Origin of the sequence: Faecalicatena faecalis, assembly GCF_012524165.2 — a bacterium.
Taxonomy (GTDB): domain Bacteria; phylum Bacillota; class Clostridia; order Lachnospirales; family Lachnospiraceae; genus Faecalicatena_A; species Faecalicatena_A faecalis.
Map to the genome: position 1 here is coordinate 210,846 of NZ_JABACJ020000003.1, position 17,360 is coordinate 228,205.

A 17,360-nucleotide genomic window follows, 5' to 3' on the forward strand; every position below is an offset into this window, starting at 1 on the left:
CCTTCCTGAAATTACTATAAAATCTCTACGGGTGCAGATGGGCGTGCCGGCAGTCCGGTACTGCCATAGAGTGTCATCTGGCAGTATGGCATATAGGCAAATTCAACGACCACCTTTTTATCTTCTGTCAGCTCAGGAGAACGTAAATATACACAATTTTCTTCTATCTCAACCCCACATCCAATTACCCGTTCTTCACTTGTTACAGTAAAAAGTCCATCCAACTCTCCCTTCAGCATTAGACCATCTCCGGCATCTTTAAATTCGACCCGGATGATACCTTCCTGCTTTTCTATCGCTGAAATCCGCGGGGCTTCACAGAGCTTATCCTGACCATACATCTTCCCCAATGCAAGCAATGCCAGCCTTTCACCTACCGGCTGCTTTTCTTTTGGGTGAATATCAAACCGGCTCCCCACATCCATGATAGATGCCATCCAGCAATCTTTTATTTCATCTTCTGCTTCCTGCTGTTGCTGACGCAGTACCGGGAAATTTTCTCCGCTGCATCCCTGCCACGCCTCAAACGGTGCAAGCTGCACGAACAGGAATGGAAGTTCTTTTTCCCAGGCTTTTCGCCAGGAACGGATCACACCTTCGAACAATTTCTTATATAGAAATGGGTGGTCTGCATCTGCCTCTCCCTGATACCAGATCACGCCCCTGCAGTCATAACCTGCAATCCTGCTGACCATTGTCTGGAACAATCCTCCCGGACGTTTCTCATCATGAGGGCCGGCTCCTTGAAACTTTGCATACCATTTTCCAATCAGCTTTGTGAAAAATCCAGGTGCTTTCAGGCATTCCTCTTTCATTAACAGATCTACCTTTGATGTAACTTCCGGACTGGATGCATGTTTTCTCTTTTTCAGATCCTGGACCAGATACTTTTCCATGTCCAGACTCTGGACTGTCCTATTATACTCCTCTGCCAGTCCTCTCAGTTCTGAATCGCCGCTTAATTCTTCCTCTGCTATCCACGATACAGCCGGGGTGCCGCCCCAGTTACAGCCAATAACTGCAACCGGAATCTTAAGTTCTATTCTCAGTTTCTTAGCAAAATAGACACTTACCGCTGAAAACCAAGGTGCATATTCCTTCTGGAAGGGCAGCCATCTATCCCAATGAGAAGCATCCTTTAATCCTTCTTCTGCCTCGCCTTCAAATGAATATCTCCCGACCTCATAATATCTGAAATGTTCATCAGCTGCGCCTTCTATCGCCTGTTCACCATCTTTATCGCACTGCAGGGTAAATTCCATATTACTCTGTCCGCCTGCGATCCATACCTCTCCGATATCCACATTTTTTAATACAACGTGATCACCACAGGACCCAGAGAGATGGAGTTCACCCTGGAATGCTGCCTCCATTTCTGGAAGGGAAATCTTAAACTCCCCTTCCCCGATCTCTGTCTCTAACAATACCTCGTCATTCCATCTCACCTTAATCTGCTGAGCCAGGCTGCTGGTTCCCCATACAGATACCTTTTTCCGCCTCTGCAGAACCATGCCGTCCTGAAAAATTTCTGCTAACTGTATCATTACTCTGCCGCCTTCTGAGCCACCTCTGCTCTCTTAGCCAGGTCTGCCCTGATTTCTCCCTGTTTCTTTTCCAAATCATAGAAATGAAGGATTACAAGCATGAGTACACAGAAGATTGCCGGGATAACAGAATATCCCATCTGGATTGCTGTAGTCGCTCCCGCACTCTGTGTTGGTGCTCCACTGACAAATCCTGTTGCTCCCATCAGAACTCCTAAGAAACCGCTGGCAATACCTGCACCTACCTTGGATGCAAATCCATTTACGGAATTCATCATAGCCTCGACTCTGACTCCTGTCTTCCACTCGCCGTAGTCCATACACTGAATCATGAACAGACTTCCGATCATCTGCAGCATAGAGGAACCTGGAACTGCCGCAATGATGCTGCCAATCAAAACCAGAGTCATATTGGAGCCTGCAAAATATTTCAGTATATTACCAACTACTGCCAAAATAAGTCCAAGTTTTACAAAGTTCATTGCATACCCTTTTCTCACAGTCATTGGGAAGATTAGCAGTGTGAATGGGGTCAGCAGGCCAAGCATACCAATCAGAGACATTTTTCCGATATCTCCCATTACATACTGGAAGAAATAAGTCCCAACACCTGAAATAAGGTTATTATTCACTGCACAGATAAAGGTTGCACCTACAAAAAGGAATAGATATTTATTTTTAGCAATGGCTTTTAAGCCCTCTTTCAGTGTAATGTCATCTTTTTTCTGTACACCTGCGGTTTCGTCTTCCACCTCTTCTTTAATAAAGAAGAAACGGAACAGACCAACGATAGTAAGTGGAACAGCATATACAAGCATGATCTTTGTCCATCCGCCCGGCTGTGATCCCCATTTTGCGATCAACTGCGGAAGAATAATGCTTGCGATTGTCGGGACAAGCATTGCAAGGATACCTGCTACTGTCAGAGCCTTTGCCCGAAGTTCATCATCTGTCGTGGATCTGGCAAGAAATGTTGTCTCAGATGCACTTAAGAATGTAACACAGACTGCCTGGATCAATACGTACAATACAAACACCCAGATAATCTTCCCTGTTGTGCCCATCGATGCCGGCGTACTGAAGAAGATAACTGTCAATATCCACGTTGGAATCAGGAACAGCTCATAAGGTCTTGCTTTTCCCCACTTTGTTTGGGTCTTATCAATAATATATCCTGCTATTAAATCTGTGACGCCATCAAAGATCTTGCTGACCAGGAACAGTGTACCCACCAGCCCTGCTGAAAGCCCCAAACTCTGAGTTGCATAAAAAGTCGCCTGCATTAACAGCAAAGAGTTTACTCCCAGTGAAAAACCTCTCGTGCTCCAAGCGAATGCGTACATTCTGTTTTTGGGCTTTGTTTTTGTTTGTGGTTTCATGTGAATCTCCCTTCCTTAAATCTCATATGTATTTCATTTGTCTGTAACAAGAGTAATAAAAATTGCCCCTTTCAACTATCACTGTTGTTACTTTTTTAGTTCGAATATTACCAATTTAATATCTTTTCATCTACTTTATACCTAACGCTTCTGACAGCCCTTTTCTGGTTACATACCGGTTATGCCACACATCTGCCGGAGTCTGTAAAATATCAGGCTTCGGTTCATCCTGCGCATATACAACGGGTCCCCAGATCAAATCCAGGATATGCCATGCCCTGAGTCCTGCCTGCATAAGTGCCGAACGGCAGGTGGAACAGTAAGTGACAGCCGGCCTGTTTTCCAGAGTTTCTGCACGCCGCTGCATCACTTTTTTTGTAAGTCCGGGATTCACCGGATTTACCATGCCTCCATAGCCGCAGCATTTGGTCTTTTCTCTGCTGTATGCAGACTCCACATACTGATATCCCAGCTCCCTCAAAATCCATCGAATTCCATCCTGTGTCTCTTTGTCATGGCGCGCTGAGCAGGAATCATGGATGGTAAATACCATGTCACTGTCCTTTGCCTTTCCTCTTAATTCCTTTGGCAGCCCTGTCAAGGGCAGGATTTCCCAAAGAGAATATGACTTGACCGAACTTTCCTTCTCAAAGACTGCCTTACAGTTCGGGCAGGCAAAAATCATTTCCTCGATATCCACATCTTCCAGGTCACTGATCAATCCTGCAAACCTTTCTTTAAAAAGATCGTACTGTCCCATATCACGAGTCGGCTTCCCACAGCACTTTAGGACTGCAGAAAACTTCGGCAGTACAGAATCTAAATAAGCGGCTGTCTTTATCACTGCCTCTGGATGATAAGAAGAAAAACTACATCCCGGCATAAATCCATAATGTATTTCTTTATCAATTGCTGCTGTCATTTTTCTTACCTCCGCAAACTTTGGTCGTATACATGGAATAGAAGCCGAGCGCCTGATGGATCTTGACTGGTCTGTGCCCGCTAAGCGGTGGTTCTCCCAGGTTGGCTTTTACAAAGTCTTTACGTGCTTCCATAAAGGCTTCTCTTACAGGCAGTTCATGCGGACACACGACTGTACATTCCCCGCAGTCGTTGCAGGAATATGTCTGCAGTATATCCAGCTGCCCTGTTTTCAGGACCGGATCAAAGACTTCCTTCGGGCATCTGCCAAATTCACTTAACATCGTACATTCCTTCATGCACAGCCTGCACTCACAGCTTAGACAGCGTGCTGCTTCTTCCACCGCCTGCTCCTCTGTAAGTCCCAGATCTACCGGCTCGAAATCCAGGATTCTCTCCTGAACCGGGCGCAGATTGTCCTGGACCCTTGGAAGATCTTTTGTCCCCTCCGGCAGCGGTACATCCAGTTTCGTCTCGTGATTCCACTCACAGTCAAAGTCCCTTTCCTCTGCCAGATCACGTCCGTTCAGAAAACGATCTATACTGATCGCAGCTTTTCTGCCCAATGCCATGGCTTCAATCACGATTTTCCCGCCTGCAGCATCTCCTGCAGCAAATACACCTTCTGTCTGCGCAGCCAGGGTCCTGGGATCGACCTGATATCTTCCGCCCTGTCCCTGCGCCACAGCTCCATCTGTAAGATCCTCCACAAGCTGTCCTGTTGCCATGATCACCGTATCTGCCTCTATCACCTTTGTTTCCTCTTCATATTGCGGATGAAATCTGCCTTCTTCGTCAAATACAGACTTTACCTTTTGCAGCCTGATGCCTCTCACAGTGCCATTTTCCGCAAGAATCTCTGCGGGTCCCCAGCCGAAGTTACAGAGTACGCCTTCCTCCACTGCCTGATCCTTCTCTTTTGTAGAGGCAGGAAGTTCTTCCAGGCTCTCCAGCGAACACTGAGATACCTTTGCTGCTCCCAGACGCAGGGCAGAACGTGCACAGTCCATAGCTACATCCCCGCCCCCTACAATGACGATCCGCTCCCCTGCCCGGTCAAAGCGGTCTGTAAGACTGATTTCTTTGAGAAATTCTGTTGCTGTATAGACTCCATCGGCATCATATCCGGGTACTTTTACGATGCTCCCTTTCTGCGCACCGTTTGCCAAAAGGACGGCATCATACTGCTTACGCAGCTCACGCAGAGAAATATCTCTGCCTACTGTGACTCCCATCTGAAAGTTGATTCCCAGACGGTCCAGATAGCGGTATTCCTTCTCTACGATTTCTCTGGGGAGCCTGTATTTTGGAATTCCAAGACGCAGCATGCCTCCTGTCTTTTCTTCCTTCTCATAGATTGTTACCTCATGTCCGGCTTTCCTCAGATCGATAGCTGCCTGTGCTCCTGCCGGACCCGAACCGATGACAGCAACCTTTTTTCCGGTATCTTCACCTGTCGTTACATCCCAGAGAGATTCTTCATCCGCTTTATCTGCCGCAAATCGTTTCAGGGCTGCTATGGAAAGTGGCTGACCGAATTCCTTTTCTCTTCTGCATGCTTCCTCACATGGATGGGCGCAGATTCTGCCCAGGGTACCCGGAAGGAACAATTTTTCCCGGATTACTTTGACTGCTCCCTCATAATCCCTGTCTGCAATCTTCTTTACATATTCTTTTACATCCGTATGCATCGGACATCTGCTTTTACAGAATGATTCCTCGGCTCCCATGCATTCCTTCACGATCTTCTCCGCGCTGCAAAGTACATTTTCACTAAATCTCACCGTATTCATTGCTTCCCTCCTCTCTTGTCTGATTATCTTCTGCCTGTCCATCTTCTGTCGGATCATTCTTCCAGAAGTTATAGTTGTCGCTTCCCTCTGGTTTCATTCCCCGCTTCTTAGCCTCATCTCTCAGTATCGTAAGTAACTTCACATGTGGGATCTGTGCCGGGCAGACCAGTTCACAGCTTCCACACAGAACACATTTCCACAAACCGGAAAAAACAGCCTGTTGTACTCTGTCTGCTTCATCATGTGGGTCAAGATGGCGGAAGGCGACCTGCATCATCGCACCTGGTCCGATATAATCATGGTCGTTGATCTTAAGTGCAGGGCATACGTCATAACACAGCATACACTCCCGGCAGTTATTCAAACGTTCCAGGGTATTCCAGTAAAGGTCATACTCAATATCTTCGGATTTTTCGACCGGATTCAACGTTTTCTTTGCAACCTCTGTCTCTACGAATTTCTTCATGACGGGCTTACGGTCAATCATAAGGTCTCTGATAATCGGCTGTCCTTCCAAAGGCTCAAATGTATGATGTCCCGGCTGCAGCGCTGTGTAACACGCCAGCCCCGGTTTCCCATCGATCACCATGGAGCATCTTCCACAGATACTGCCACGGCAGTTATAATCGTAGGCGATCGGCTCTATGTTTTCATATATGTAATGCAGGACCTGCAGCCCCGTCATAAATCCGCTCTCATCTGCCTGCCACGGCACTGTGTATTCTTTATAGTAGGGGGCTTTATCCTTAGACGGATCATAGCGGAATACCTTTGCAATAATTGTCTCACCCATTATTCTGTCTCCTTTTCTTTCCCGGCATTTTTCTTTGGTTCCGGCGCAAATGAGTTCAGGCCGATATCTGTCGGAACCATCTGTGCGAGAACTGCGGACGGAATCAGCTGGTCAAATTTCGGTGCAAACTCTGTCTCCCATTCTCCATTTTCATTTAACTTGACGACTGTATTGCGCAGTCCCGTCTGGTTATCCGGGTCTGGATAATCTGTCCGCATATGGAATCCCCGGCTCTCTTTTCTCATCAGACCGGCATAGGACGCGCCAAGGGCACAATAGAGCATGTTCTCAGCCTCAAAGCAGTCCCGCCATTCACAGTTCATCCGGTAGGAGTCATCTGCAGTCCACATCCTTGGCAGATCTTCCTCCTTGATACGGTTCAGTTCCTTGATAATTGCTAATATTTTTGCTTCATCCTTAAGCGGTCCGTATGTCCTGTCCCAGTAGGTCTGCTGGATTTTATGCATGACCTGGCTTGCACGGATCGGATTCACCGGCTTCTTCTCAAGATAGCCATAAGCTTTCTCAATAATTGCCTGGATTTCTTCGTCCAGAACATCCGGCATCTCAATCCGGGATGCTGTCTTGACGGCACCGTTTGCCGCGATCCAGCCGCCTGACTGTGCCGCCACCTGTGTCATCCCGCCAACTCCTCCGGGGGCCGCGCCTGCAAAGAACATTCCCGGAATCATCGTTTCGGATGTTTCTGATAACTGGCGCGGGCATCCCGCACTGTCCCAAGTCTCCGGAACGACTTCCACGTACTGAGGAAGCTCATATCCCAGCAGCTCCTTCTGCCGTTCCTCCACCCTTCGGAAATAACGCGGCGCCACAGGAGCACATGCTTTATCAATGTAACATCCGCCGTTTTCGGTGGTCCTCCCATTCAGTCTCAGCCCATAGAAAATCCTCATGGATGCACCCATATTTACCAGAGGGCTGTGCCCTTCCAGCAATTTAGACCATGGCACCATATTGGCATCGAAAATCATATCCTTCGGAGTCTGGCTGCCGTCAAAGTTGAAGTTTCCCATGGTCTGGCGTACCCCCGCAGGTGTCCACTGTGAAGCATCTCCGCAGAACTGCTCCATATCTGCCATAGGCACTCCATGCCTTAAAAGCATCGCGATCCCGTCTCCTGTATTCTCTTTTCCAGCCATGGACTCCGCCCCCATGCCGTTCCATCCTGTAATCCAGCAGTAACTCCCCGTTGCCATGATCGTTGCCTTTGACCGGAATATGTGCGGGGTTCCGTGAACCAGATCAATTGCAACAGCACCGGCTGCACGGCCTTTTGATGAGAGAAGGATATCAACAACGTAAGTCTGGTCTATGATCTCCGTCACATTACTGTTTCGCTGACACCACTGTGCCATCATCCTCGGCCAGAATCCCTGGTCATGTGTAACGGGGAATTGTGGATTCACCTCATTATGGCTCAGAACAGTCCCGTCCTCGTTATAGAGTGGGATGCTGCCATATTTCAGTCCATTTGCAATGATTTTCTCTTCTTTATGCGCTTTCAGCAAATGATAGAAATACGGTTGGTTGAGCAGTCCCTCACAGACCATGTCCATGACTGCGATGGTATTTGCAATCGTTGCATCATCATCCGGGGCAAATTCCATGCTCTGATAAGTATGTCCCCAGTTCATTCCCGATGTCCCGGAATGCCCGAATACACCCTTATCGACAATAATGGCTGTCTTTCCCTGATCTACTACACGCAGTGCTGCCTCCATACCGGCAATCCCGCCGCCAATGACCAGCACATCACAATGGTGGAACTGGACCTGCTTTTTCTTTTCCACGTCTGCTTTCTTAGAACAGACCGCTTCTGTTTTGGGCTCTGCACGAAAGCTGTCCCCCCGGCTGGCAGTGCCTTGTAAGAAGTCCCTTCTTGATTTTGCCATGTGTTTTTTCTCCTTTTTCATTTTTGTTCTTTCTGAAATACATGACCAGCTTTCTATGATTACTTCTGATCAGCTAAGTATGAATACAGGTATTCTTCCATCTTAGGAGTCCACCAGTCACGGTATCCTGCCTGTGTCGGGTGGATGGAATCTGCCATATAAAGTTCATAGTCCTCATCAGATACTGCGTTCATCTCTGCATCATTCCACAAATCAATCACACCAATATCGTATTTCTCCTGCAGTTTAAGCAGTGCATCTACCATCTGCTGATACATCTCACTGTCATACTTTGTGCCCGTATAGAAAATCACGGGGCAGTCCCACGTCTGCCGGGCATATACTATGATATATTCCATTGCTCCAATAACCGTAGAGGTATCAAAATCCTCCAGATTCTCCGAGCTGCTGATCGTTCCCAGTTCCTTTTTCTTACTTGCGTCATTCGTAGATAATTGACAAATAAATGCATCAAATTTTTCATCTTTACTGATATTATTCTTCATTCTCTGTATATAGGAGTTAGAGCCACTGTCTACCAGTGTTGTTCCGCTTACCGCTTCCTTTACATAGTTACAGCCGTCCTTTTTTCCTATGTAATCCGCGAAGGAAACATCCAAAGACTGTGCTCCCAATGTGACTGATGAACCAAGAAAGCAGAGAGACTTCCCTTTTAGCGGGCTGTCCTCTTTCACCTCCACTGATTCCAGATGGTAGACCGGTGCGTTTCCCGGATGATTTTTCAACTTGTTCTTCTTGATAAACGCGAACGGACCAGCACCTCCCATTGCTCCGAGCAGAACTATATTCAGCAGAATAAATGCCAGAATCAGTACTGCAATTACAGTGATAACAATCTTTTTCTTACTTTTTTTCCTTTCCATACACTTGTCACTCTCTTTCTCTTTAAATTATTTATGCTGACATTATAAGGACAGACTGGTGCGTTAAATAGCGCAGTCGTTACTTTTTTATCACCCGTTTGCTAATAAATTTTTTCTGTCCAAAACACGTTAGACAGGTTTAAACCTGTAGTAAAAGTTTCGCTTAAGGAAAAACATATTAGAGTAAAAAATAGGCGTGGAGCTGTAAAAATGCTCCACGCCTATTTTTTAACCGGAATCCACAAAAAGAAATAATCTGTAATATTTCCATTAAATTCTCCACGATATCCAAGATTTCCCCATGGGTTTCCGGCGATTTCCAAATGCTCTTTCCGCAGAATACGACCGGCCTCCTGAAAAAGTAGCTGATATTGCGCTGGAAAAAATAATGATTCCAGTTTTTCAATACTTCCTGATAAGCGTGATCATGCCTGCATATTCCTCTACACTGATACCAAACAGCCGGATGGAATACTGGTACAACGTCTAGGCTGCAATTTCCCCTTTAAGGACCTTATCCAGCTTATAGGACCTTGCTGCCAGTACTACAAGCAGAAAAATTACGGCCGGAATAATACCATACAGAATACGAATTCCCATAAGGGCACTGTCTGACTGTACTGCTGCAGCGCCGTTATATCCTGAGACACTTAAAATTCCTCCAAGCATAGCTGCACCGACTCCCTGTCCAATCTTAGACGCAAAACTATGGAACGCTGACATCACACCTTCCATACGCGGCTCTCCGCATTTTTCATTGAAGGCTGCACAATCCAGAATCAACAGTCCGCTTAAATAGGCAATCGGAAGCCCTGCAAAGGCGATACACGCACCACCTGCCATAAGCAGTGCCATATTGGAACCTGCAAGAAAATTCAGGATTCCACCGATAATTCCCACTACTCCGCCAAAAGCCATCAATTGTGCAATGGAATGCTTTTTCAATATGATGGGGAAGATAAACATGACAATCAGCATTGGCATTGATAACGCCGCAATCATCGTCAATTTTCCAATATTACCCACAACATCTGTAAAGTAGTATGTCTGCGCGTTTAATCCGAGTGTCAGATTGTAAAGTGCACCAATTGCAAACGCAACATATATGTACTTGTTTGTCTTTAAGACTTTAAACATACTCTTAAGATTGAGCTTGTCAGCAGTCTCTTCTACCTGCACAGTCTCTTTAACAAAAAAGAAACGCCCCATTCCAATCACTGCCAGCGGGAGTGCATAGATTCCGACTAATTCAGACCATCCGCCTGCTGAGGTTGCCATCTTTGCCATCAATGCCGGGAATGACATGGATACAACCGCACATCCCATTGTTACTACGATTCCACCATAGGAATTCACCTTTACAATTTTGGACTGTGTATCAAATGCACGTACCATATAAGCCGTCTGATTTGTGCTCAAAAATGTCGCAAATACGGAATTTACAAAAGTATACATCACAAAGATCCAAATTGATTTGACAGTCATAGACCATTCTTCCGAACAGTTAAATAAAAGCCAGGTACAGAGCCAGACACCGATCACACAAAATTCATAAGGTCTTGCTTTTCCTAATTTTGTATGCGTCTTATCAATCACATATCCGGCGATTAAATCTGTAACTCCATCAAATATCTTGGAAGCCATCAGTAATGTACCAACCAGCGCTGGAGACATCATCAGCGTATTGGTACAGAAAATACTTAAATACCCCATTACAACTACAATGCTGCCCGCTGACACTGCACGCATCTGCCAGCCCCAAAACTTTAATACTCCCAGTTTTTCCGGGTTCTTTTCCTTTTTACTCATTATGAAGTGCCCTCTGATCTTTCTTTATTTTCTCTCTATGCGGCCTTATTCATTCACCGTTATAACATTTCCTTTTGTAATCCCTTTTTTATTGAAGGTATCCACTCTTACATAAACAGGCTCGCCTTCTACAATCGCGCCTACACAAGCCTCACACTTTCCATAGACCATCCGGCTGTGATAAAGCTTCTCTGGGGCATATCCCCATTGCACAACTGCTCCGACTGTATTTTCAGCATTCCAGCACACCTTCATGTCCATTTTTCCATCATATTCTATCTGAACATCCTGTGCCCCCTGCGGCAGAGCCCCTTTTCCGTTTCCAAAGACACGAATACCTGATACCGTTGCCGTCTGCTGATAAGGAAGTGCCTCAACTGTCAATCGGATATAACGCAATTCTTTTGTTTGTTCAAATTCAATAAAGTCATGGGCGTAGTCTGTCTCCACATTCCTCTTGTCAGTCAGTATTTCATATGTTTGACCATCCAAAGATCCTTCCAGAAGCCATCTGGTCTTTTGTTTCTTTGGATCGATCCAGCGTTCTTCATAGAAATTCAAAAATCTCTCCGTTGACTCCGGCAGTTCTTTACGAACCCCGTCATCTGCAAAATTAATCTGGACTGCCGCTACCTGCTCCGGCTGCCCCAAATCGACAACTGCCCATGCCCCTGATTCGCTCTCCTCTGCTTTCCAGAATGTCTGGATATCCTCATCTGTGATATTTTTCTCCCCTTCTCCTGAAGAAACGCTCACGGAAGCCCCGTAGGAAAGCAGCATATAGTCAGGATCGTCAAAAGCGTTCCCTTCCATGGCAATCGGCCAGTCACCAAAGCGCTGATCGCAGTATAACTCGCCATCCTCATCAAAGCCTGCCTTCCACAGCCCTAAACGACGCTCGAAGTTTTCATTATGGCTGATCCTCATGGATGCTATATGCCAGAATGCCCCCTTCTTATCTTCTAAAGTAGACCCATGTCCGGCGCCAGTGATGAATCCGCCTGGTTTATAGGAATATGGGTTATTTCTTGCCGGCTTAAAAGGTCCTAATGGCTGGTCACTGACATACACACCATCTCCATAAACATTGTATTCTGTACCTGGTATCGCATACTGCAGATAATATCTGCCCTCGTGTTTTGTCATCCAGGCCCCTTCAATATAAGGACTGTTTCCCATATATGCCCTAAGCATCGCCCTGGCTTCTTCTTCCGTCATACCAATGTCTTCACCGCGCCCCTGGGCAGCTGCCTGCTGCTTTATACCGGCTAACATTGCCTCTACCTCGGCTTCTATCTGTTCCTCTGACTTCGGTGAGATATGATCATTACCAAACCGTTCATACCCCCGGCATTCCGGATGCGGATGAATCAACTCCAGCTCCTTTGAAAGAGGGGCCATTGTTTCGGGGTTCAGTTCCACTCCATAGATTGGTGTCCGGTTGGAGCATCCCCAGTAAAAATAGACTCTTTTGTCATCGTCCACGAAAAGTGCCGGATCCCAGAATGGAAACGTACCGGGAATTTCTTCAAATTTCTCTGTTCTGGGATCTTTCGTCCTGTAAAAAGAACAATTCTTGTCCATCCCAGATGCAGAAAAATACAGATACTCTCCCATTACCCTGACATCCGGTGCATAATCATATATCGGAATATCTCCCAGGAATTCATGGAATTCCCAGTCATATAGATCTTGACTTGTATAAAAGCCAAGTGTCATGGACGGAAACAAAAAATAGGTGTCCTTGAACAAAATCAATGACGGGTCCGCAGCCTCCCTGTATACTTTAAAAGGTTCCGGCTCCTGCCCCTGTACAATTTTCCTGTAAAACTGGTAACGATACTCAAGATTCATTGGGTTACAATAATGTTTCATCATAATTTCCTTCCTTTCCTATCTGCATCCATAATTCAACACAATACCGGAGAGCATCCGGCCACTCTACACCTGTTTTAAGATACTCCCTCACCTTCTCTTCCTTTCCGGGAGGACATATTCCTCTGACAAAAGTCCATGTCTGTTCAAAAGAATTTCTTTCATCAAGCTTTTTAGGAACGATATCACAGGTCTGCTGATACCAGTCCAGCATCTTGGATTTCAGCCTGTACAAAAGCTCCTGATCCGCAGAAGCTATGATATTACGGCATTCTCCCGGATCTTCAAACAGATCGTAAAGCTCGTCTCTTCCTGACGGACGGTGGATATATTTTATTCTTCCGTCAAAAATCATCGTACCTTTCTCATGGCAGTTATCATCCTTCTGAGCAGTCACCTTCGGATATAAGGAAGAGCCGACTGCCGGTCCCCTGCCGCCTTTTGAATGCCACTCGTCACAATGTGTCTCTCCCGGATTTCTTCCACCTTCACAGAATACATACTGACGGTTTGGCATGGACCTGTCTTCAATAACCGGACGCAGGGTATATCCAAAATGTGTCTCTGACGGCTCTACGCCCGCATAATCCAACACAGTAGCGTAAAAATCAACCAGTTCCGTCAGACTTTCACTCACACCCGGATCTGCTTTTTCCCATTTTGGCGGCTTGATCAAAAGAGGGACTTTGACCAGACAGTTCTCAAAGCTATTCTGCGCCTTTTCTGCAACACTGTAGTCTCCGGTAAAATCACCGTGGTCAGAAAGTATGAAAATAGCCGAATTATCATACTCTCCCACCTCTTTTAGGGCATCACACACCATCCCGACCATCTCATCCACCTTTGCACACTGTGCCAGATAGACGGCTCTCAGTTCTCTCCACTCCTCCTCAGTTACATCTTCTGTTTTAGAAAGTTCATGGATTTTCTGCAGCATCAGCGATTTATCAACACAGCTTTGATAGTCAATTCTGTCAGGAATCTTGTCCGCATCAATCAGATCACGGTACTTTTTCTCGATCCGGTACTCCGGATGCGGATTCATCCATCCTAAAAACAGACACAGCGGCTTATTTGGTTCTGTTCTATTCAGGATGGCATCTATGGCTCCCAACGTATGCGGCACATCTGGTCCTCCGTCCATCTCAACGACTCCCTCGAAACACATGTAAGGATTCCTTTTCTCCTTTTTCTGCGCCTCCACCTGTTTCATTGTCAATGGATTCACAGGCGTGATTTTCTCATTTTTATCATAGAAATAGACTTCATCTGCATGTTTTTTATCCAGCCCCTCCACTTGTCCCGCATACAGATCGCCACGTCCGTTAATCCATACATAATACCCTGCATCTTTCAGCTCTGAAAAAAGGCTCTTCTCCTCTTGGTGCAGAAGATGACGCATGGTACGGTGTCCTCTGGTATGCGGGTACAGACCAGTCAAAAAGGAGCAGCGGCTTGGAACGCACACCGGGTTCTGGCAAAATGCATTGGAAAATGACACGCCTTCCTCCCTCGCCAGGGCATCCATCCGCGGCGTATGGGCTGCCGGATTGCCCAGATGCCCTAAGGAATCCGAGCGCATCTCATCCGGGTTTAATATGATAATATTTGGTCTTCTTCGAGGATCTTCTTTGCTCACTCTAATCTCCTTTCTCAGCCGCATTGCACTGTGCCAGTATCATCTGCATCAACTGCATTGCCTCCGGCGGCAGCATCTCATTCATATCATTTAACGTATGTTCCATCGCAAACTGCAGGAACATCTCATTTGCCATAAGCTCCGGTGCATACTGGGTAAGCATCTGATGTGCAATCGGATTCTCCAGAATTTCCCCGAACTTGCTCTCCATATCATATTTCTCTTTTACAAAGGAGCTTTCTGTCTCATATTCATAGTGATAATGTCCTGACCCTGCTGTAAACTCCTCCTTTTCAGGCAGGCTTATAACAGCGGTTGTATTCTCCGGCACGGATATATCAATGGTGTACTTATGGTCCATGCAGGAAATCTCACAGGACAGCTTTCCATAAACAGTCTCAATTTCTCCCTTCATCTCTGGGATTCCTTTGATCAGCCTTGGTTTCACCATGGATTTCTGATACCCTGGCTCTATCATCTTAAGACCGCACAAATCATGGAAGATCCAGTCTCCAATAGAAGCAAGTGCATACTGGTTCAGAGAATTCATCTCATACTTATTAAAGCTGCCGTCCGGCTTCACTCCGTCCCATAATTCCCACACCGTAGTCGCTCCCAGCCTGACGCTGTACAGCCAGGAAGGACAGTCCTCTTTCAGAAAAACACTTCCCGCAGTTTCATGAGCACCGTTTTCCGATAACACCTTGCATAAGAACTGTGTGCCCACAAATCCGGTCGTCAGATGATTCTTGTGGGTCTTTAAGTTCTTCAAAAGCGTATCCAGCACACGTTCTCTTTCTTTTCCCTGTGCAAGCCCAAAATGCAGAGCCATGGCACATCCTGTCTGTGTCTCGCTTACAAGACGCCCAGTTGATGTCATATACTCTGAACGTATCCTCGTAGTCAAAGACTCATACAATTCCTGGTATCTCCGGTATTCTGCTTCCTTTCCCAGGATTTTTGCTGACTGGGCCGTAATATATGCAGAATAAGCATAATAAATATTTGCTATGTAATATAAATCTGTTGAACCTGTCTTCTCATTCAGTTCCAGATTCCATACGTCTCCTTCTCTCGGAATATACGGTCCTCTGTCCATATCCATTGCGATCCAGTCTCCAAGCTGCTGCCCTGTATGGATCAGGCCATCCTCCCCGGCAGTATTTTTCGTATATTCAACGCAGGAGACCATGCTGTCAAACTGCTCTTCCAGAAAACGTATGTCACCGTACACCTGATACATCGTCCATGGCACCACGGTCGCGGCATCATGCCAGATCGCGATTCCGCCGGACGGTCCAAGAATATTGGGAACCGATGTAGGAACCCCCATGCCAAGTGACTGTTCGTATTTCAGATCTCTCAGCCATTTCTGGAAAAAGAGTGCGATATTCTTATGGCAGGCTGCTGTAGAAATGAACATCTGCGCATCTCCCGTATAGCCCAGTCTCTCGTCACGCTGCGGGCAGTCTGTGGGAATGTCCAGATAATTGCTCCTCATGGTCCAGTCAATATTCTTCCATAACCTGTTGACCAGATCATTCGAACAGGAAAACTCCCCGGTCTGCTCCAACGCTGTATGGATCACGCAGGCAGTAAAGTCTTCCGGTCCCGGCAGTTCTTCAAGTCCCAGAATCTGAATATACCGAAAGCCATGGAATGTGAAAATCGGCATAAACACATCTTCTTTTCCACTGCAGATAAAGGTATCCTCTGCTTTCGCCGTTCTAAGATTTACAGTATAGAAATTTCCATTTTCATCCAGTGCTTCTGCATGGCGAATCGTGACCTTTGTCCCCTTAGGGTACTTTAAATGCGCCTTAACAACTCCTGTCAGATTCTGTCCGAAGTCGATGACAACCTCCCCTTTCGGAGTGACAATGAGCTCTTTTGCTGGAATCTGCTCTGTAATCCTGACCGGTTCATCCTCCTGGGCTGTCAGCACTTCCTTTGCCTGGTCATACAGCTGGACTGGTCTTAACTCTTCATTTTCTCTGCTGTAATCAATGACTTCCCCATGATAGATCTCACTATATCTTCTGGCTCCTGTCGTGCTCATCCAGCTTTCATCCGTAACAATCTGCTCTCTGCTGCCATCTGTATACAGAATTTCTATCTGGGCAATTACTGCCGTTCTTTTTCCGTAATGGTCGCCCTGATTGTAAAATCCCAGAATCCCCTTGTACCATCCGTTTCCGACGGTCATTCTTATTTCATTTTCATTCTTTAACTGCTCTGTAACATCATAAGTCTGGTACTGAATCCGCTTCTGGTAGCTCGTCCATCCAGGGGCAAAGTAGGCATCCCCGACTTTTCCCCCATTTAATTCCAACTCATAGATTCCTAATGCACTAGCATAGATCCGTGCGGACTTGACTTGTTTTTCCGTGTAAAATTTCTTTACAAACACAGCACATGGTTCCAGCCCATCCTCAAACCCATGAGTGATCCAGCTTGCTGCAAAGTTCTGGTATCCCATAAGACCAGTCTCAAACCAGGTAGATTCTACTGCTGTATCCCCATGGTTATCCTCCACATTCACCTGCACAGTGTAACGTGTTCCTTTCCTAAAAGCTTTTCCCTGATATGGGATGCAGATCGACTGGTCACTCTCGATTTTTCCGGTATCCCATACAGTCTCTGCCTCGGATTTTACTACAATCTGATAGCTTCTCTGAACTGTATCTTTCTGGTCTGATTTCAATTTCCATGAAAATCTCGGACTTTCTAAATCGATTCCAAGAGGGTTCTTTCTGTATTCTGTTTTTAAATCATAGAGATTTAACATACTTTTATTACCTCCCATATGT

11 protein-coding genes are annotated in these 17,360 nt (G+C 46.2%); all 11 read right to left on the minus strand.

Annotated features, from left to right (window positions below; all coding sequences use genetic code 11):
• Positions 1–14 precede the first annotated feature (14 nt).
• Positions 15–1,544 carry a sialate O-acetylesterase gene (locus HGO97_RS05330; RefSeq protein ID WP_216240135.1) on the minus strand — a complete coding sequence of 510 codons (1,530 nt, stop codon included), beginning with the start codon at positions 1,542–1,544 and terminating at the stop codon, positions 15–17.
• Positions 1,544–2,923, minus strand: a complete 1,380-nt coding sequence (locus HGO97_RS05335; RefSeq protein WP_216240136.1) for an MFS transporter — start codon at positions 2,921–2,923, stop codon at positions 1,544–1,546. Before HGO97_RS05335 ends, HGO97_RS05330 begins: the two co-directional genes overlap by 1 nt.
• A gap of 130 nt (positions 2,924–3,053) precedes the next feature.
• Positions 3,054–3,845, minus strand: coding sequence for a (Fe-S)-binding protein (locus tag HGO97_RS05340; protein WP_216240137.1), 792 nt, complete (start codon positions 3,843–3,845; stop codon positions 3,054–3,056).
• A complete protein-coding gene (locus HGO97_RS05345) occupies positions 3,829–5,637 on the minus strand; it encodes an FAD-dependent oxidoreductase (RefSeq protein WP_216240138.1) in 1,809 nt (602 codons plus the stop codon). Before HGO97_RS05345 ends, HGO97_RS05340 begins: the two co-directional genes overlap by 17 nt.
• Positions 5,618–6,430: a succinate dehydrogenase/fumarate reductase iron-sulfur subunit gene (locus tag HGO97_RS05350; protein WP_216240139.1), complete on the minus strand. Its 813-nt coding sequence runs from the start codon at positions 6,428–6,430 to the stop codon at positions 5,618–5,620. Before HGO97_RS05350 ends, HGO97_RS05345 begins: the two co-directional genes overlap by 20 nt.
• The gene (locus HGO97_RS05355; RefSeq protein WP_216240141.1) at positions 6,430–8,343 is read right to left on the minus strand and encodes an FAD-dependent oxidoreductase; all 1,914 of its coding nucleotides are present in this window, start codon (positions 8,341–8,343) and stop codon (positions 6,430–6,432) included. Before HGO97_RS05355 ends, HGO97_RS05350 begins: the two co-directional genes overlap by 1 nt.
• 59 nt (positions 8,344–8,402) lie before the next feature.
• Complete coding sequence (locus tag HGO97_RS05360) at positions 8,403–9,227, minus strand: SGNH/GDSL hydrolase family protein (protein WP_216240142.1); 825 nt, start codon at positions 9,225–9,227, stop codon at positions 8,403–8,405.
• A gap of 486 nt (positions 9,228–9,713) precedes the next feature.
• On the minus strand, positions 9,714–11,036 hold the full coding sequence (locus tag HGO97_RS05365; RefSeq protein WP_216240144.1) for an MFS transporter: 1,323 nt from the start codon (positions 11,034–11,036) through the stop codon (positions 9,714–9,716).
• A gap of 45 nt (positions 11,037–11,081) precedes the next feature.
• Positions 11,082–12,914 (minus strand): family 43 glycosylhydrolase, encoded by a 1,833-nt coding sequence (locus HGO97_RS05370; RefSeq protein WP_216240146.1) that lies wholly within the window; start codon positions 12,912–12,914, stop codon positions 11,082–11,084.
• Positions 12,895–14,550 (minus strand): sulfatase-like hydrolase/transferase, encoded by a 1,656-nt coding sequence (locus HGO97_RS05375; RefSeq protein WP_216240148.1) that lies wholly within the window; start codon positions 14,548–14,550, stop codon positions 12,895–12,897. Before HGO97_RS05375 ends, HGO97_RS05370 begins: the two co-directional genes overlap by 20 nt.
• 1 nt (position 14,551) lies before the next feature.
• Positions 14,552–17,356 (minus strand): alpha-L-rhamnosidase, encoded by a 2,805-nt coding sequence (locus tag HGO97_RS05380; protein ID WP_246597311.1) that lies wholly within the window; start codon positions 17,354–17,356, stop codon positions 14,552–14,554.
• Positions 17,357–17,360 lie beyond the last annotated feature (4 nt).